We start from the raw sequence: 18,092 nt of genomic DNA on the forward strand, positions 1-18,092 counted from the left end.
CAGCCGTCACGCGGCCGCAGCCCTGCCGTCCGCCGCGCCACGCGCCGAACCGTCCACCGCTTCCCCGGCCGACCCGCGCGCCGTTCCGCCGCCGGCCGTCATTCCTGACCCGTCCGCTGCAGCACCACCAGCGAGCGCGCGGTCAGCACGATCGTGCCGCCCGCCGGCACCGGCTCACCCTCCTCGGGCGGCCGGACCTCGCCGGTCGCCGTGTCGATCACGACCGTCCACTGCGCGCCGTACCCCTCCTCGGGCAGCGTCACCTCGATGTCCTCGTGGTGCGCGTTGAACGCGAGCAGGAACGAGTCGTCCAGCACCCGCATGCCCCGCTGGTCGACGTCCGGGATGCCCTCGCCGTTGAGGAACACGACGACGCAGCGACCGAAGTCGTCACCCCAGTTCTGCTCTGTCATCTCCTCACCCGACGGGGTGAACCAGGCGATGTCGCGCAGCTCGTCGCCCTTGCGGATCGGGTTGCCCTGGAAGAACCGGCGCCGCCGCAGCACGGGGTGCTTGTGCCGGAACGCGGTGAGCGCCGACGTGAAGTCCAGCAGGTCGCGGTTTTTCTCCGCGAGCGTCCAGTCCACCCACGACAGCTCGTTGTCCTGGCAGTACGCGTTGTTGTTGCCGTGCTGGGTGCGGCCGATCTCGTCACCGTGCAGCAGCATCGGCACGCCCTGCGACAGCAGCGTCGTGGCCAGCAGGTTCCGCCGCTGCCTGGCCCGCAGCTCGTTGACCTCCGGGTCGTCCGTCGGCCCCTCGACGCCGCAGTTCCACGACCGGTTGTCGTCCGCGCCGTCCCGGCCGTCCTCGCCGTTGGCGTCGTTGTGCTTGTCGTTGTACGACACCAGGTCGTTGAGCGTGAACCCGTCGTGCGCGGTGACGAAGTTGATCGACGCGTAGGGCCGGCGGCCGTCGTCCTTGTACAGGTCGGACGAGCCGGTGATGCGCGACGCGAACTCGCCGAGCGTCGCGGGCTCGCCACGCCAGAAGTCGCGCACGGTGTCGCGGTACTTGCCGTTCCACTCCGTCCACAACGGCGGGAAGTTGCCCACCTGGTACCCGCCGGGCCCGACGTCCCACGGCTCGGCGATCAGCTTCACCTGCGAGACCACGGGGTCCTGCTGCACCAGGTCGAAGAACGTCGACAGCCGGTCCACGTCGTAGAACTCGCGGGCCAGGGTGGCCGCCAGGTCGAACCGGAACCCGTCCACCCGCATCTCGGTCACCCAGTACCGCAACGAGTCCATGATCAGCTGGAGGGTGTGCGGGCTGCGCACGTTCAGCGAGTTCCCGGTGCCCGTGTAGTCCATGTAAAACTTCGGGTCGTCCTCCACCAGCCGGTAGTACGCCTGGTTGTCGATGCCGCGCATGGACAGCGTCGGGCCGAGGTGGTTGCCCTCGGCGGTGTGGTTGTAGACCACGTCGAGGATGACCTCCATGCCGGCCTCGTGCAGGGCCCGCACCATGCCCTTGAACTCCTGCACCTGGTTCGCCGACTCCGGCAACGCCGCGTAACCGTCGTGCGGCGCGAAGAACCCGATCGTGTTGTAACCCCAGTAGTTCCGCAGGCCCTTCTGCTGCAGGCCGTGATCGGTGATGAACTGGTGCACGGGCATCAGCTCGACCGCCGTCACGCCGAGGCCCTGCAGGTGCTCGATCACCGCCGGGTGCGCCAGGCCCGCGTACGTGCCGCGCAACCGTTCGGGCACGCCGGGGTGCTGCATCGTCAGGCCGCGCACGTGCGTCTCGTAGATGACCGACTCGTTGTACGGGGTCTTCGGCGGGCGGTCGTTCGCCCAGTCGAAGAACGGGTTCACCACCACGGACAGCGGCACGTGGCCGGCCGAGTCCTCGTCGTTGCGCGCGTCGGGGTCGCCGAACTGGTAGCCGAACAGCGACTCGTGCCAGTCGACGCCGCCGGTGATCGCCTTCGCGTACGGGTCGATCAGCAGCTTGTTCGGGTTGCAGCGCAGCCCGCGTTCCGGGTCGTGCGGGCCGTGCACGCGGTAGCCGTACCGCTGGCCCGGCCCGATGCCCAGCAGGTAACCGTGGTGGACGAAACCGTCCACCTCCGGCAGCCGCACGCGGGTCTCGGTCCCGTCGTCGTCGAACAAGCACAGCTCGACGTACTCCGCGACCTCGGAGAAGAGGGTGAAGTTGGTGCCCACGCCGTCGTAAGCGGCGCCGAGCGGGTAGGGCGTTCCGGGCCAAGGCCGCACAGGGATTCCTCCGGACGAGCTGGGATGATCCGAACCCCTACCGTTCTAGATCATGTGGCGGCGGAGTGCGACCTGACGAGCTGCCCACGTGCTGCAACCAACAGCAACCGCGCCTCTTGGAGCTCGCAGTAGCGCAGGTGCTCGCACGCGGCCTCGACGCACGCGACGGCCTGGGACAGGGTGCGGTCGCGCCCGGCCTCCGTGCGCCGCAGGACGTCCCGGAGGGACTCCTCGGCGTGGCGGGCTCCGGACATCGGGTCGGCGAGGTTCGACGGCCTGACGGCCAGCAGAACCCTCTCGACGGTCATTTCCAGAGCGTCCGCGGGGCTGCTCTGGGGGACGGCCTGCTCGGGCACCAGCCCGGTACGGGACACCACATCGGTGTTCACGGGTGAATGCCACCTCCAACCATGGCGCGGGTGACTGCTTGACGATACTCCGCGGCGGGGCGGCGCGCGGTGACGTGCGTGTTGCGGTTGGCGGTCCGGCCGGTGTCGCGGCCGACCTCCGGGCCGATGGTCCCACCTGGACGGTGGACCGGCCCGCGTGGATGGTCCGCGACCTGACGGAGGCCCTGAGCCGCCCGGCCCGGACGACCCGCGGCCCGACGGCTTTCGGTCCGACCCGGCGAGGTCACGGCCCGACCCGGTCGGTTCACGGTCCACCCCGGCGGGGCGACGGCCCCGTCCGCTCGGTTCACGGTCCGCTCCCCTCGGGCGGCGCGCCGCGCCCCTCGGCCAGCACGGCGGCGACGCGGCGCACCCGCGAGTCGGCGAACAGGTCGTCGAGCGCGACGGGCAGCGGGATGCGCCAGTTCGGGTACTGGTCGGTGGTCCCGGGCAGGTTCGGCTGGCGGGTCTCGCCGAGCGCGTCCTGCGGCGATGTCAGCACGAGCACGGAACGGGCCTTCGCGAGAAGTGTGTGGAACGCCGTAACCAGGTCATCGGCACGAACTCCCTCCTGCTTGAGGAGTTCGACCAATTCAGCCCGCTCCTGCCCGGCGGCCCGGTATTCCCCCTCGACGGGACCTTCAAACTGCCCGAGCTCCGCTCGTACCCGAACGTGTTCGGCGTCGAGGAACCCGGCCACGGTCGGCAGGTCGTGCGTGGAGATGCTCGCCATCGCCGACGCGGTCCACTTCTCGGGCGGGATCAGCGGGTGCTCGGGCAGGTCGTACTCGCGCTGGAACCACAGCACGGCGGAGCTGAGCATCCCGTGCTCGTGCAGCGCGCGGGTGACCTTCGGCTCGATCGTGCCCAGGTCCTCCCCCACCACCACCGCGCCCGCGCGGTGCGCCTCCAGCGTCAGCACGGCGAGCATGGCGTCCGAGTCGTAGTGCACGTACGTCCCGCGCTTCGGCGGCTCGCCCGGCGGGATCCACCACAGCCGCCACAGCCCGGCGACGTGGTCGATGCGGATGCCGTCCGCGTGCCGCAGCACGCTGCGCACCACGGCGCGGAACGGCTCGTAGCCCTGCTCGGCGAGCCGGTCCGGCCGCCACGGCGGCAGGCGCCAGTCCTGGCCGAGGCGGCTGAACGCGTCCGGCGGCGCGCCGACCGTGACGTCCGCGGCGAACGCGTCCCGCACGGCCCACGTGTCCGCGCCGCCCGGGTTCACGCCCACCGGCAGGTCGTGCACGACGCCGACGGGCATGCCCGCGTCACGCGCGGCACGGCGTGCGGCGGCCAGTTGCTCCTCGCACAGCTCCTGGAGCCACGCGTGGAAGTTCACGCGGTCCGGGTCGGCGGTCGCGGTGGCCGGGTCGCGCTGCTCCGGCGGCCACTCCCGCCAGTCCGGCCCGTGCACCTCGGCAAGCGCGCAGAACCGGGCGAAGTCCAGGAGCTCGCCCTCGGGCGCGCGGTGCTCGACGTGCGGCCACAGCAGTTCCAGCGCCTTGGCCTTCGCCGCCCACACGGCGTCGTAGTCGATCAGCTCGGTGTCGTTCGGCGGGCGCAGCGCGTCGATCTCCGCGCGAGTCGCGGCGTCGACGTCCCGGTAGGCGGGGACGTCCTCGACGCGCAGGTAGAGGGGGTTGGCGAACCGGCGGCTCGACGGCGAGTACGGGGACCGCTCGACCGGCGACGTGGGGCTGATCGCCTGCACCGGGTTGACGAGCAGCACGCCCGCGCCCAGTTCGGCGGCGCTGCGCCGGGCCAGGGTCGCCAGGTCGCCGTAGTCGCCCATGCCCCACGACCCGGCCGACCGCATCGCGTACAGCTGGAGCATCCAGCCCCACGACCGGGGCACGGGCGCGAGCTTGCGCGGCGCCACGATGACGGTGCGCTCACCCTGCCGGTGGTAGCCGAGCGGCAACGCGGCGGGCAGCTCGACGCGGCCGCCGTCCTCCAGCTCGACGGAGCCCGGCCCGTCCAGGACGTCGCCCTCGCGCAGGACGACCGTCCGGGGCGGCGGTGTGGGCGCGGCGAGCGCGCGGCGCACCGCCTCCGGGGTGGAGGCGTCCACGTCCAGCTGCGCGAGCACCGCCACCACGACGTCCGGCTCGACGTCGGCGCGGCGCTGGCCGGCGTCCTCGTAGAAGGTGGCCACGCCGTGGGCCTCGGCCAGTGCCGCGAGCTCGTCGTCCACGCCGGACAGCTTCGCCTCCTAGACCTGTCCGAAGCCAGGCCGGTCGTGTGTGGTCACCCAAAGGTTGCAGGAAGTCACGTGGGGTTAATGCCCCGGTCGGGTGTCACCCGTCCGTGTCCCCAGATCCATGTACCCCGGCCGGGCCGGTTGAATCCCGCACGACCAGTCGCACCGACGGCGGCTCGGTCTGGTCCTCCTCGCCGCGCAGCCGGGCCAGCAGCACGTCGACCGCGTGCTCGCCGCGTTCCCGCCACGCGCCCTCGACCGCCGTGATGCCGACCGCGCGGGCCAGGTCCGGGCCTTCGAGGCTGACGATCGACACGTCACCCGGCACGTCCCGCCCGTCGCGGCGCAGCCGCAGGAACAATCCGAGCGCGACCTCGCCGCTGGTGCTGACGACGGCGGTCGGCAGGCGTTCGCCGTCCAGCAGCGCGTCGACCACCTGCTCGCCGCCCGCGACCGTCGACGACGACCACAGCGTCCACTCCGGACGTACCGACAGGCCCTCGGCGACCAGCAGCTCGTCGTACGACTCGTCGATGTCGCCGGCCAGCACGAGCGCCACGTCCCGGTGCCCCAGGCCCAGCAGGTGGTCGGCCGCCAGCCGCAGCGCCTCGCGCAGGTCGTCGTCCCACACCGCGACCACCGGCACGTCCAGGCTCGTCAGCGCGGCGTCCTCGGCGTCGGTGAGGTTCACCGACAGGGCCAGCACCCCGTCCACCCGCCGCGCCAGCGGCAGCTCCTCGAAGAACCGCGCGCGCGTGTCGTCGTCGCGCAGCACGTACAGCAGGACGTCGTACCCGGCCTGCCGCAGCGCGCCCTCCGCGCCCGCGAGCAGGTCGCCGCGGCCCACGTCGGCGGTGAGGACGGCGATGGCGTACCGGCGGCCGCCCGCGAGGCTCGACGCGTCCCGGGCGATCGCGTAGCGCATCTTCTTCGCGACCTCGGTGACGTACCGGCGGGTCGCCTCGGACACGCCGGGCTCGCCGCGCAGCGCCCGCGACACCGTCGCGGCGGACACCCCGGCCGCCCGCGCGACGTCGGACATGCTCGTCAACTCACACCTCCCGGCCTGCTACGAGATTAGCGAGAACCGTACGGTGGACTGGCGCGAACACCCTCCGGGACGTGATCGACACCCTGCGGAAGGAAGCTCATGAAGCCAGGCGACCAGGCACCCGACTTCACCCTCCCCGACCAGGACGGCACCCCGCGGGCCCTGTCCGAACTGCTCGCCGCGGGCCCCGTGGTGCTGTTCTTCTACCCGGCCGCGATGACCACCGGGTGCACCGCCGAGAGCTGCCACTTCCGCGACCTGGCAGCCGAGTTCGCCGAGGTCGGGGCGCAGCGCGTGGGGATCAGCCCGGACCCGGTGGCGAAGCAGCGGCAGTTCGCCGACAAGCACTCCTTCGACTACCCGTTGCTGTCGGACGCCGACGGCGAGGTGGCCGCGAGCTTCGACGTGAAGCGCCGGTTCGGACCGCTGCCGGTGAAGCGGCACACGTTCGTGATCGACACCGACCGGACCGTGATCGACGTCATCAAATCCGAGTTCGCCATGAACGCCCACGCGGACAAGGCGCTGGCCTCGCTGCGCCGGCACGCCGACCGCACGGCCTGATCCGCGAGCACCCGGCTCCGGGCTCCGGCCTCCGGGTCACGGCCTTCAGGTCACGGCCTTCAGGTCACGGCCTTCAGGTCACGGCCTTCAGGTCACGGCCTCCGGGTCACGGGCTCGGGTCACCGTCTCCGGGTCACGGGCGGAGTCCGGCGAGGATGAAGTCGGCGATCTCCGCGCCGAGCCGGGCGGGCGACTTGGGCCCGTCCGGCCGGTACCAGGTCGGCAGCTGGTTGACGACGCCGAGCGCGATCAGCACCGCCGTGTCGGCCGGCACCGCCGCGCTGAACTCCCCCGCCTCCTGCGCCTGCTCGACGACCGCCCGGAACGTCTCGTGGTACCGCCGCCGCTCGGCCCGGAAGGTGGTCATCCGGTCGGCGTCGAGCCGGTGCATCTCGCGGACGAACACGGCCGTCTCGTCCACGCTCCGCGCGGTCGTCTCGACCAGGCTGACCAGGATCTGCCGCACGGTGGTGGCCGCGTCCAGGCGGGCCGCGACGATCCGGTCGAGGTCGGCCATCTGGCGTCCGATCAGCGACCGGTAGATCTCGAACAGCAGGTCGTCCTTGGACCCGAAGTAGTGGTAGAGCGCGCCCTTGGTGACGGAGGCCGCCTCGACGACCTCCTGCACCGTCGTCCCGTCGAACCCCTTCGCGGCGAACAACCGCACGGCCGCGCCCACGATCCGCTCGGACGTCGCGCCGGCCCGCCGCGCCACCGTCAGGCTCCGGGCGCGAGCGCGCGTGCCAGCTCGGCCTGGTCCGCGCCGGTGGGCAGGAGGGCGATGACCGGCGTGTCGACACCGTTGGCGGCGTACTTCGCGACGTGCGCCCGGCACTCGTCCACGCTGCCGTGCACGATCAGCGCGTCGACCACCTCGTCGGGGATCAGGGCCGCCGCCCCGCGCCGATCCCCGGCCGCCCACGCCTCGTGCATGGGTCGCAACGCCTCGCCGCGCCCCAGCCACTCGTGGAAGGCCGCGTAGGCGGGCACGGTCAGGTAGGTGCTGATCAACATACGGCCCAACGCGCGCGCGGCGTCCGCGTCCTCGGTCGGGCAGACGAAGATCCGGGCGGCCAGCTCGCCGTCGGCGCCCATCTCGGCGCGCACCTTGGTGACGTCGTCGGCGCCGAGCCAGTTGGTGATGGCGCCGTCCGCCTCCCGGCCGGCCAGGCGCAGCATGCCGGGGCGCAGCGCGGCGAGCATGATCGGCACCCGGTGCTCGGGCGTGCGCTCCAGCCGGAAGCCGCGCACCGAGAACGTGTCGTACTCCTCGGTCACCTTCTCGCCCGCGAGCGCGGCCTTGAGGAAGCGCAAGGTGTCCCGCGTGCGCTTGAACGGCTCGCTGAACTCGACCCCGTTCCAGCGCTGCACGATCACCGGCGACGACGACCCGATCCCCAGCACGAACCGCCCACCCGACACCTCGGCCAGGGTGGCGGCCGTCATGGCGAGCGTGGCCGGGCCGCGCGTGTAGACCGGCGCGATGGCCGTGCCGAGCCGGAGGCGGTCCGACCACTGCGCCGCGAGGGCCAACGGCGTGAACGCGTCCGTGCCCGCGGTCTCCGCCGACCACACGTCGGTGTAGCCGAGGTCCGCCAACTCGGCCACCAGCACCCGGTGGTCGAGCACCGGCACCCCGGTCAACGGCAGCGTGATTCCCCAACGGCCCACATTCGCCTCCCAAAGCGTTCCCGCCCCCACCGTACCGCAGGTACCGACCGGTCGGTATGCCGCCGGAGGCTCCGCTGCGAGCACGGCGCCACAGTGGCCGGCCCACGCCCCCGTATCCGCAACCTCGACAGTCGAGGTTTGGAGCGGCAGCGCAGCGGGCATCACTGGAGCCAGCGCCTGTGAAGCGCGCCTGGCTGCCCGACGGGGACGGCAATGGCGTGCCTACAGATCCACGGACCTCGTGCCCGCGAGCGCGTGCCCTCGCTACGGCCGGTCGGCGTGGTTGCCAATGGCGCAGGCGGGGTGGACGCGTTCGGGAGCCGTCCGTCCGCTGGGTGCACGCGCTTCGGGAGCGTCCACCTGCCGCCGGTGTGGGCGGTATCGGGATTGGGTGTCGGTGGTGCGGCGAACCATCGCCCGTGGTGCTGGCCGGAGATCGCCCGTTCATTCGTGCAGGTGATCTTCCGCGGGAGGGGCGGTGGGTCAGAGGCTGATGCCTCGCGCACCCAGCCAGCCGACGGGGTCGATTTTCTGCGAGCCGCCGATCCAGACCTCGAAGTGCAGGTGAGGGCCGGTGGACTGACCGCGGTTGCCCATGGTGGCGATCTGCTGGCCCGCGTGGACCTGCTGACCCTGGGACACGAGGATCTCGTTGACGTGGCCGTAGACGGTGATCGTGCCGTCGTTGTGCCGCACGCGCACCCACAGGCCGAAGCCCGACGCCGGACCCGCTTCGACGATCACGCCGTCCATCGCCGACAGGATCGGGGTGCCGATGGAGTTGGCGATGTCGACGCCGTAGTGCGTCGTGCCCCAGCGAGCGCCGAAGCCGGACGTGAACGAACCCTCGGCCGGCTTCGCGGCGCTGACCCGAGGGGCGGCGGCCGGAGCCGGGGCCGGGGCCGGGGCCTGCTTGACGGCCGGAGGAGCCTGCTGCGCCTGCGCCTGCTCGGCGGCGACGCGCGCCTTCTCCGCCTCTTCGGCGGCGATGCGGGCCTTCTCCGCGTCCTCGGCGTCCTTCAGCCGCTTCAACTCGGCCTGCCGGGCGGTGTAGCTGTCCGCCGCGTGCTTGATGGCCATGTCGATGTGCTGCCGGACGAAGAAGCCCTCGGACCGCACGAGCTTCGCGGCCTCGTACGCGGGCTGGACGTCGGCGTGCACGGTCTTGATGTCGGCGGTCCGCGGCGCGGCGCTGTGCGCCATCGCGACTGCCAGGTCGGAGCTGGCGCCGACGGGGAGGAACTGCGCGTCGCCGGTGCCGCTGGAGGCGCCGACGCCGGAGGCGAGCGCGCCGGCCGCGACGACGAAGGCCGCGACCTTCCCGCTCACGGGGAACCTGTCGCACTCCGCGCGGTGGGAGCGGTTGCCGGTGGCGTTGGGGGGCGTGGTGAACACGCGTCGGCCACGGGCTTCTGAATGGCGTGCCAAGGTAGTGCCTTCCTGCATCGGGGAGCACGGTCGGCCAGCTGGGACGCCTGGCGGGGGATCCAGGTGGTGCCGCTTTCGGGGAGCGACGCCGTGTCCCATTGGTGACCGAACCGTGACATGCGGCGGAGACCGTAACCCGATGTAACCAGAAAGGGCAACCCTCACCGCAACTGCTGGCCCTATCCGGTGAGGCAACACACCAAACATCACTTAGCGTGAACAAGTACCAGCTCGTTCCGCATGTTGACGTTATAAAGGTCGACTCCGTCGTTACAAATGCCTGGTCAGCGCGTCGTTCGGACGACCCGAGCGCGCCGCCGTCCGCGAGCCACGACCGACGGCCCCGCAGAGACGTGACGGAGACGCGGCGGAGCGGCGATGGTGACGCGAAGGACACGTCCCGCCCCGATCCCCGCCATGGTCATCGGAGCCCGTCCTAGATCGCCCTTCGACTCGCCCAACATCGTCATCCGGCGGTGGTCGGCACGGGTCGGCCCGCACGTATGGCCTGGTCATGCGCGCTCAAGTCGGACGGTGGAAAGATCGCCGCCCGGAGTGGAGTGGTGAAGCCGGGAAGTGCGAACGGCGTGCCGGGGGTCCAGGGCGGGATCAACCGCTCGGTGTGGCGGTGAGGGTGTCCGAGGCGGGCGGTTCGGAGTGCGGATGCAGTGCGGGTGCATGGTCGGGTGACGGACGCCGGGGGAAGTAAAAATCCGGTCGCGGCGACAGCCCGACCTCGTCTCACTTAGTGGACGACCGTGGCGGTCGAAGGTGGCGAGAGGTCGGCCGAGGCGGCAGTTGCGTGCAGGTCGGTGGAGGTGCCGCTGAGGGGAGGTTGAGGGAGCCGGCTGCGCCGGCCGCCCGAGCCCAGGTCGGCAGAGCGTTGGCGCGGGCTGGCGCAGATTGGAAGTCGTCTGGTCGGCTTGCGAACCAAGGTCGGTCCGGTCCGCCAGCGAACCCAGGCTGACGGAGGTGGCTGGCGGACCAAGGCGGCGTCCCGGCCGCAAGCGAATCCAGGGCCGCCCGGCTGGCTGGCGAACCGAGGTGGCGCAGCCAGCCGGCGAACCGAGGTCGCCCGGCTGGCAGGCGAGCCGATGGCCGCCCAACCGGCCAGCGAACCGAAGGCGGCCCAACCGGCCGGCGAATCAAGATGGCCCAGCGGCCGGCGAACCGAGGGCGGCTCGGCTGCCAGCCAACCGGCGAGCCGATGGCCGCCCAGCCGGCGGCGACCCAGGTGGCGCAGCCGGCTGGTGGCGGCGGTCGCGGTGGTGGGGGTTAGCGGTAGCGGGGGTCTACTGGGGGGAGGGGCTGGGGCGGCTGGCCCTCGTGGATCACGCGCATGGCTCGGAACCAGGTCGGGGCGGCCACCTGGCCACCGAAGACGCCGCCGGCGTCGTTCCGGCCGCACAGCCTGGGCGGGGAGCCGCTGCAGATCACCTGGGGCGCGACGCCGTCCGTGAAGGTCATGACCGCGCCGGCGAACTGCGGGGTCGCGCCCATGAACGCCACCGACCAGTGGTTCTCGGTGGTGCCGGTCTTGCCGATCATGGGACGGTCCCAGCCGGCCGCCGCGGCCGCGGCGGTGCCGCCGGGCTTGGTGTCGGCGCTCATGCCGTTCGCCAGGGCGTTCGCCACCTCGGGGGCCACGGCCTGGTCGCACGCGGCTTCCTTCAGCTGCACGGGCTGCCCGTTGCGGTCGATGACCTTCTCGACCGGGGTGGGCGGGCACCACTTGCCGCCGTTCACGATCGTGGCGGACACGTTCGCCAGCTCCAGCACGCTGGTCGGACCGGCGCCGAGCGTGAACGACCCGCTGTTGTCGCGCTTGTACTCCTCGCCCTGCGACGGCCCGTTGGAGCCGTCCGGCTTCAGCGGGTCGCCCGCGCCGTTGACGCCCTGCATCGACTCGCGCAGGCCGAGCCGGTAGGCCATGTCGACGACGTTGTTCAGGCCGGCCTGCTCCTCGAGGATGATGAACGCGGTGTTGGGCGACTGCGCCAACGCCTCGGTCAACGTCATCTTCTCCTTGTAGTGGTCGCCGGAGTTGCGGACCACGTACGGCTTGCTGCCGTCCTTGTAGACCTTCGAGGTGTACGTCTTCGGCACGTCGATCTGCTTGTCGATGCCGGTGACGCCCCGCTCCAGCGCGGCGGCGGCGGTGAACACCTTGTAGATCGAGCCCGCGCCGAACTTGGTCACCTCGGCCGGGATGGAGTAGGCGCTCTGCCCGGCGTCGGCGTTGTTGCCGAAGTCGCGGTTGGCGGCCAGCGCCCGCACCCGGTGCTTGTCCTGCCCCGGCTGCACCACGGCCATCGCGTTCGCGATGCCCGGCTGGGTGCGCGGGACCTGCGCCTCGGCGGACTCCTTCGCGGCACGGGTGGCGACCGGGTCCATCGTGGTGGTGATCGTGTAGCCGCCGCGCTTCAGCTCCTCGAACGGCAGGCCCGCCCGGTCGAGGTAGTCGATCAGGTAGCGGCAGAAGAAGCCGTAGACGGGGCCGTCGCCCGCGCCGACGCAGCCGTTGGGCAGCAGCTTCAGGTCGGGGACGACGCCGATGTCCGCGGCCTTGTACTCGTCGGCCTTCTCCTCGGCTTCCTTCGGGTCCGGGCCGAACGCGCCGTTGTCGCGCATCCGGTCGATCACCGTGTTGCGGCGCTTGATCGCGGCGTCCACGTCGGAGCCCGGGTTGAGCCGGCTGGGCTCGTTGACCAGGCCGGCGAGCATCGCGGCCTGCGGCACGGTCAGCTTGTCGGGCGTGGTGTCGAAGTAGGTGCGGGCGGCCGCGCCGACGCCGTACGTGCCGTTGCCGAACGGGACGACGTTGAGGTACGCGGTGAGGATCTCGTCCTTCGTCATCTTCTGCTCGAGCTGCGTGGCGATGCGCGCTTCGCTGATCTTGCGGCCGATCGTCGCCTCGGTCGCCTTCTCGTAGGCCTCCTCGGAGCCCTTGCCGACGACGAACGCGAGGTAGTTCTTCACGTACTGCTGGGTGATCGTCGAGGCGCCCTGGGTGGTCTCGCCGTCGACGCCCGCCTTGGCGGCGGCACGGGCGATGCCCTGCCAGTCGACGCCCTTGTGCTCGAAGAACCGCTTGTCCTCGACCGCGATGATCGCGGCCTTCATGGTGTCGGAGATGGCCTCGGACGGCACCGGGACGCGGTACTGGTCGTAGAGGTAGGCGATCGGCTGGCCGTGCATGTCGAGCACGGTGGTCACGAGCGGCAACTCGGCCTTGGTCAACTCACCGGACGTCTGGTCCACGGTGTCCGCGGCCCGGTTGGACGCCAGCCCGAGGCCGCCGACCACGGGGAACAGCAGCGCCGCGACGAGCACGCCCGCCATGAAGCACAACCCCACCAACTTGACCAGACCTGTCGCGCGCGCGGCGAACACTGAACCAGCAACCCCTTCCAAGCACCCGCGGGAATCCCCCACTGACTAAGTCGCACGGCGACCACCGGGGGTTGCTCGACGACGAGCAGAAGTTTCGGCGTGATCTCCGACGACGGTCGTCGAAGTTACTCCTGCCCACTCCACGCCGTGGTCAAACCCCGCTGCGCCGGACGGCGGACGCCGCCGGGCGCGACAGGGTGATCAGCCTCACGCCCGATCGGCGGGAGACCCGGCACCTCCCGAAGCGGGTGGGAGGAACTTGCGACACGTCGATTATCGAACACGTGTTCGGTGGGCGGCAAGATCACTGTCGGGTGATCGTGGATCAGCCCGAGGCGCGCAGCCTGATCGTCGCGCTGGCCCGCCGGACCTCGACGCCCGCGTGGTGCGGCAGCACGTCCTCCAGGAAGCCGTACGCCTTCAGCTCGTCGTCCTGCCGCCGCGACACCGTGCGCCACCAGGTGGCGATGTCGACCCATCCCGGCGCGGACAGCGACCCGCCGAAGTGCTGCACCGACAGCGCGGCGCACAGGTTCGCGAACCGCACGCGCTGCGCCAGCGGCCACTCGGCCAGCGTCCCCAGCACGAACCCGGCGCCGAACACGTCGCCCGCCCCGGTCGAGTCGAGCGGCGCGACGTTCAGGCCCGGCACGTCCACCACCTCGCCGGTGGACGAGTCGACCGCCACCGCCCCACCGCCACCACGCGTCACCACCACCACGGGCACGTGCTCGGCCAACGCCACCGCAGCGCGCTCCGGCGTGTCACAGCGCGTGTACCGCTGCGCCTCGGCGTCGTTGGGCAGGAACACGTCGTACGGTTCGAGCCGGCGCAGCAGGTCGGGCGCCCACAGCTCGGTCCGGTCCCACCCGATGTCGGCGAACAGCAGCGCGCCCTGCTCCTTCGCCGCGGACACCCACCGCTCGTCGTCCGCGCCGACGTGGACGAAGCAGGCGCGCGTGCGGGGCGGCGGGTTCAGCATCTCGTCGGCCGACACGGGCGGCCGGTGGCCGTGCGTCACCATCGAGCGGTCGCGGTCCATCGCCATCGACACGGTGACCGGCGAGTGCCAGCCGTAGAACCGGCGGCAGTAGGAGAGGTCGACGCCTTCCTGCTCGGCCAGCACCTCCCAGCAGAAGTCCCCGTAGGCGTCCTCGCCGAACGCGGCGGACAACGCGGTGCGCAGTTGCAGCCTGCTCAGCGCCACGGCGAGGTTCGCGATGCCGCCGGGGCACGACCCGAGGCCCTCGGCCCACACCTCGGTGCCCGGCGCGGGCGGGCGGGGCAGGCCGGTGAAGATGATGTCCAGGAACACCGTCCCCGACAGCAGCACGTCGAACCCCTCCGAGGAGGACGGGTCGGCGGGCGCGGGCGGGGACGACGACGGTGACGGCACGGGCGAACCCACCGACGGGCTCACGGGCGGGGCAGGCGTTGCGGGCCCGGACGTGGCGGAAGAAGGCGTGGCCGGCGCGGGCGTAGTCGGCACAGGCCTGGCGGCCGGAGGCGTGGCGGACCCGGGCGGAGGTGTGGCGGGCGCAGGCGTGACGGGCGGAGGCGTGGCGGCCATCCCCCAACGATGCCAGGCCCGGTCAGCCGTCGACAGCCGCGAACAGCTCGCGCATTCGGGCCAGCGCCCGGTGCTGCGCCACGCGCACGGCCCCGGCGGTCGACCCGACGGCCACCGCCGTCTCCTCCGCGGACAGCCCCACGGCGATCCGGAGGACCAGGATCTCGCGCTGCCGCTGGGGCAGCAGCCGCAACAGCTGGTTGACGTGGCCGATCAGCTCGCCCGTGACGGCCCGCTGCTCGGGTCCGTCCTCCAGCGCGGGCGTGTCGGGCAGTTCGGGGACGACCTCGGCCCGGCTGCGCACGGCCCGTCTTCGCGCGTCGGCGACCTTGTGCGCGGCGATGCCGTAGACGAACGCCAGGAACGAGCCGGGCTCGTACCGGTACGTGCCGAGGGCGGACACCACGGCCAGGCAGACCTCCTGGGCGATGTCCTCGGCCGAGACGAGCGTGCGCTCCCGCGAGCCGACCCTGGCCCGGCAGTAGCGCAGGACCAGCGGTTGGAGGCGGGCCAGGAGCTGCCCGGCGGCGCGCCGGTCGCCCAACAACGCCTGGTCGACCAGCTCGGACAGGTCGGCCTCGGCGAGCCACCGGGTGGTCGACCGCGGCGGCGCGCCGCCCGTGACCAGCGTGACCCGGGGCCGAGCGGGCAGGCCCGCGTTCTCGTCGACCGCACCGGTCCCGGTCCCGCCGGCCCCGATCGCACCGGTCCCAATCCCGCCGGTCCCGACCGCTCCGACCTCGATCCCGACGCCGGCCCGCACGGATGCGTGCTGCACCATCCGGCGACCTCCTCACGCTCGTCAACGTCCGGCCCCATCCCGGCTCACTGATGAGGAGCGTGCAGCGGTGCTCCTGATACGGGACAGGGTCACAAGCCGACCACGATCCGGGACCGGCGGGGCGTGACGGCACCCGGCCGCGCTGCGGGTTGAGCCGTTCGGCCGAGTGGTGGAGACGTCTACTTCACCAAGGCGAACTGGCGGACACCCAGGTAGCCCACCCGGAATCCCGCTTCGGAGTAGGCGAGGTAGAACTCCCACATCCGGCGGAACGTCCCGTCGAAGCCGAGCGCGGCGACGTCGTCCCAGCGGTCGAGGAAGCGCTCGCGCCACCGGCGGAGGGTCTCGGCGTAGTCGAGGCCGAACGCGCGGGATTCGGTGATCCGCAGGGCGGTGTGGTCGCGGACGGTCTCCTCGATTGTAGTCGCGCAAACGGATGGTGACGCGGTCGGCGACGCCCGCGTCGGCGGCACGTCGTTCGGCCAGGTCGCGCTGCTCGGCGGACAGGGTCAGCGAGGTGACGGTGGCGCCGCGTCGGGCGGCCCGGACGGCGAGGGCGCCCCAGCCGGTGCCGATCTCCAGGACCCGGCTGCCGGAGCGGACGCCCGCGTAGTCCAGGACGCCGTCGATCTTGCGGAGCTGCGCGGCGGCCAGCGTGTCGCCGGGTCGGGCGAACCAGGCGGACGAGTAGGTCATGGTCTCGTCGAGGAACAGCCGGAACAGGTCGTTGGACAGGTCGTAGTGCCGGTGGACGTTCCGCCGGGCGTTGTGGACGTCGTTGCTGTCGGTGGCGGGGTGGCGGCGTTCGACCCAGCGGCGCAGCACCTGCAGCGGCGGCGGGACGAGGGTGGTGAGGCGGGACGCGAACGCGGTGAGCAGGTCGGCGAGCGCGGTGGACGTCCAGTCGCCCACCATGTACGCCTCGCCGAACCCGATCTTGGCGTCGACGCCGAGCCGGTGGAAGAACGCGTCCGGCCGGTGCAAGCGCATGACGGGCGCGTCGCGTCCGCCGGCGCCGAGCCGCGGCCCGCCGGGCAGCACGACCCGGACGGGGAGGGTGCGCACGGCGTGGCGGAACAGGGCCTCGGCGATCCGCGCGCGCCACGCGGACCGGGGCGGGGTGGCCAGGCCGGGCCAGATCCCCCGGTCGGGACGGGGCAGGTCGACGGCTCCCCCGGCGCTCCTCGACGACGTCATCGGCTACTCCTCGGTGCTGCCGGCACGCGTCGAGCCCACGACGCGGCGCCGTGGCGGCGGATCGACCCGGACGCGCGGTGGGTGATCGGCGGCCGTCGGACGAGCAGTCGCGCCGGTTCGCGGTGTCGCGGCAACCGGCGCCCGTTCATGGTGGCACCGGGGGAAGTGGTTCCGCCTTCGCACCAGCCGGTGGTCACCGGGTGTTCCGGCGCCGCGCCTCGCGTTGTGCCCGTGGGAATCCAGGAACGACGGGACTGCGACGGCACCCGCGAGTTCACCCGAAAGGTGTGGCAGCGGCGCCACCGATCACCTGTCGGTGTCGGGCGGCAGGATGTCCGCGCGGGGCGCCACGCCAGAATGCCCCGGCGGGCGGACCGGTCGACGGAGGGGATTCGGATCACAGTGGTCGAACAGCTGAGCGTGCGCACGGACGAGGGCGTCTTCGACGCGATCGCGGCCGGTCCCGAGGACGGGCGGCCGGTGCTGCTGCTGCACGGCTTCCCGGAGGCGGCCGTGGAGTGGGAGCACCAGGTCGCGGTGCTGGGCCGGGAGGGCTTCCGCGCGGTGGCGTTCGACCAGCGCGGCTACTCCCCCGGCGCGCGGCCCGAGCGTGCCGCCGACTACGGCGTGGACGCCCTGGTGGGCGACGTGCTGGCGGTGGCGAACTCGTTCGGCTGGCCGGTGTTCGACCTGGTCGGGCACGACTGGGGCGGCGCGGTGGCGTGGTGGACGGCGGCCGAGCACCCGGAGCGGCTGCGGAAGCTCGCCGTGGTGTCGACGCCGCACCCCGGCGCGTTCGCCGAGGCTCTGCGGACGGACGAGGACCAGCACCTCCGGTCCGGGTACATGACGGACTGGCGCAACAGCAACACCGAGCAGCGGATGCTCGCCGACGACGGCGCGGCGCTGCGGCAGATGTTCGAGTGGCGGGTGCCGCCGAGCCGGGTGGACGAGTACGTGCGGCGGCTGTCCGAGCCGGGCGCGCTGACGGCGGCGCTGAACTGGTACCGCGCGGGCCGGCCGGGCGGCAAGGCCGGGAAGGTGTCCGTGCCGACCCTGTACGTGTGGAGCACGGAGGACGTGGCGTTCGGCTCGACGGCGGCGCTGGCCACGGGCGACTGGGTCACCGGCCCGTACCGGTTCGAGATGGTGGAGGACGTGTCGCACTGGGTGCCGGAGGAGGCGCCGGAGCTGCTGACGTCACTCCTTTTGGAGCATCTCTCGCGGTGATCGGGCGGTGGTTGAACCGTTGCCGCGGCCCCGCACGTGTTCCCGCGTATGACGGAGTTGACCTACTCGGAGCGCAGGGTCGCGACCCTCGCCGCGTGTGGCCACAGCAACCGGGCGATCGCGATGCGGCTGCACATCACCGTGAGCACGGTGGAACAGCACCTCACCAGGGTCTACCGCAAGCTCGCGGTGGCCAGCCGGACCGAGTTGAAGGGCCACGAAGCCCTAGTGTGACCCCATGCGGGTCGCCGGGTTGCTGCTCGCCGCGGGCGCCGGACGCCGGTTCGGCGGGCCCAAGGCGCTGGTGGCGCACGGCGGCGTGCTGTGGGTCGACCGGGTCGCGGCGGTGCTGCGGGACGCGGGGTGCGCGCCGGTCGTCGTGGTGCTCGGCGC

14 protein-coding genes and 1 pseudogene are annotated in these 18,092 nt (G+C 72.3%); 4 read left to right on the forward strand and 11 right to left on the reverse strand.

The genetic code is table 11. The features are described 5' to 3' along the window. Positions 1–98: 98 nt before the first annotated feature. The 4 genes from glgX to ACFQ3T_RS23540 all read right to left on the reverse strand — a co-directional run bounded on the left by glgX (position 99) and on the right by ACFQ3T_RS23540 (position 5,856). Positions 99–2,222, reverse strand: a complete 2,124-nt coding sequence (gene glgX, locus ACFQ3T_RS23525) for a glycogen debranching protein GlgX (protein ID WP_380725915.1) — start codon at positions 2,220–2,222, stop codon at positions 99–101. Between the two features lie 50 nt (positions 2,223–2,272). Next, positions 2,273–2,611 (reverse strand): hypothetical protein, encoded by a 339-nt coding sequence (locus ACFQ3T_RS23530; protein ID WP_380725917.1) that lies wholly within the window; start codon positions 2,609–2,611, stop codon positions 2,273–2,275. A gap of 307 nt (positions 2,612–2,918) precedes the next feature. Further along, on the reverse strand, positions 2,919–4,808 hold the full coding sequence (gene malQ, locus ACFQ3T_RS23535) for a 4-alpha-glucanotransferase (RefSeq protein ID WP_380725919.1): 1,890 nt from the start codon (positions 4,806–4,808) through the stop codon (positions 2,919–2,921). 103 nt (positions 4,809–4,911) lie between these two features. Then, complete coding sequence (locus ACFQ3T_RS23540) at positions 4,912–5,856, reverse strand: LacI family DNA-binding transcriptional regulator (protein WP_380725921.1); 945 nt, start codon at positions 5,854–5,856, stop codon at positions 4,912–4,914. A gap of 108 nt (positions 5,857–5,964) precedes the next feature. Here ACFQ3T_RS23540 and ACFQ3T_RS23545 point away from each other — a divergent pair, with 108 nt between their 5' ends. Then, positions 5,965–6,429: a peroxiredoxin gene (locus ACFQ3T_RS23545; RefSeq protein ID WP_380725923.1), complete on the forward strand. Its 465-nt coding sequence runs from the start codon at positions 5,965–5,967 to the stop codon at positions 6,427–6,429. Positions 6,430–6,562: 133 nt separating this feature from the next. Here ACFQ3T_RS23545 and ACFQ3T_RS23550 read toward each other — a convergent pair whose 3' ends face one another. From ACFQ3T_RS23550 to ACFQ3T_RS23580, 7 genes and pseudogenes are all read right to left on the reverse strand, one after another. Then, positions 6,563–7,144, reverse strand: coding sequence for a TetR/AcrR family transcriptional regulator (locus tag ACFQ3T_RS23550; RefSeq protein ID WP_380725925.1), 582 nt, complete (start codon positions 7,142–7,144; stop codon positions 6,563–6,565). 2 nt (positions 7,145–7,146) lie between these two features. Next, complete coding sequence (locus ACFQ3T_RS23555; RefSeq protein WP_380725927.1) at positions 7,147–8,100, reverse strand: LLM class F420-dependent oxidoreductase; 954 nt, start codon at positions 8,098–8,100, stop codon at positions 7,147–7,149. Between the two features lie 483 nt (positions 8,101–8,583). Then, entirely contained in the window at positions 8,584–9,429 is an 846-nt protein-coding gene (locus ACFQ3T_RS23560; protein WP_380725929.1) for a M23 family metallopeptidase, read from the reverse strand. Between the two features lie 1,374 nt (positions 9,430–10,803). Then, positions 10,804–12,885 (reverse strand): transglycosylase domain-containing protein, encoded by a 2,082-nt coding sequence (locus ACFQ3T_RS23565; protein ID WP_380725931.1) that lies wholly within the window; start codon positions 12,883–12,885, stop codon positions 10,804–10,806. Positions 12,886–13,246: 361 nt separating this feature from the next. Next, entirely contained in the window at positions 13,247–14,317 is a 1,071-nt protein-coding gene (locus tag ACFQ3T_RS23570; protein ID WP_380725933.1) for a carbohydrate kinase family protein, read from the reverse strand. A 196-nt stretch (positions 14,318–14,513) separates the two neighbouring features. Continuing rightward, positions 14,514–15,272 (reverse strand): RNA polymerase sigma factor ShbA, encoded by a 759-nt coding sequence (shbA, locus tag ACFQ3T_RS23575; protein ID WP_380725935.1) that lies wholly within the window; start codon positions 15,270–15,272, stop codon positions 14,514–14,516. A 179-nt stretch (positions 15,273–15,451) separates the two neighbouring features. Next, positions 15,452–16,469: pseudogene (locus tag ACFQ3T_RS23580) on the reverse strand (class I SAM-dependent methyltransferase). Between the two features lie 402 nt (positions 16,470–16,871). Between ACFQ3T_RS23580 and ACFQ3T_RS23585 the strand changes: the two are divergent. The 3 genes from ACFQ3T_RS23585 to ACFQ3T_RS23595 form a co-directional block, all read left to right on the forward strand. After that, entirely contained in the window at positions 16,872–17,699 is an 828-nt protein-coding gene (locus ACFQ3T_RS23585) for an alpha/beta fold hydrolase (RefSeq protein WP_380725936.1), read from the forward strand. 48 nt (positions 17,700–17,747) lie between these two features. Then, a complete protein-coding gene (locus ACFQ3T_RS23590) occupies positions 17,748–17,933 on the forward strand; it encodes a helix-turn-helix domain-containing protein (protein WP_380725938.1) in 186 nt (61 codons plus the stop codon). 4 nt (positions 17,934–17,937) lie between these two features. Then, positions 17,938–18,092 (forward strand): NTP transferase domain-containing protein (locus ACFQ3T_RS23595; RefSeq protein ID WP_380725940.1); only part of this gene is annotated, 155 nt, incomplete at its 3' end.

This window comes from Saccharothrix hoggarensis (assembly GCF_042678885.1).
GTDB lineage: Bacteria > Actinomycetota > Actinomycetes > Mycobacteriales > Pseudonocardiaceae > Actinosynnema > Actinosynnema hoggarensis.

Coding starts and splice junctions, on each gene's coding strand:
- ACFQ3T_RS23540 (WP_380725921.1), bottom strand. CDS start 5,856: ATGTCCGACGTCGCGCGGGCGGCCGGGGTGTCCGCCGCGACGGTGTCG.
- ACFQ3T_RS23545 (WP_380725923.1), top strand. CDS start 5,965: ATGAAGCCAGGCGACCAGGCACCCGACTTCACCCTCCCCGACCAGGAC.
- shbA (WP_380725935.1), bottom strand. CDS start 15,272: ATGGTGCAGCACGCATCCGTGCGGGCCGGCGTCGGGATCGAGGTCGGA.
- ACFQ3T_RS23590 (WP_380725938.1), top strand. CDS start 17,748: ATGACGGAGTTGACCTACTCGGAGCGCAGGGTCGCGACCCTCGCCGCG.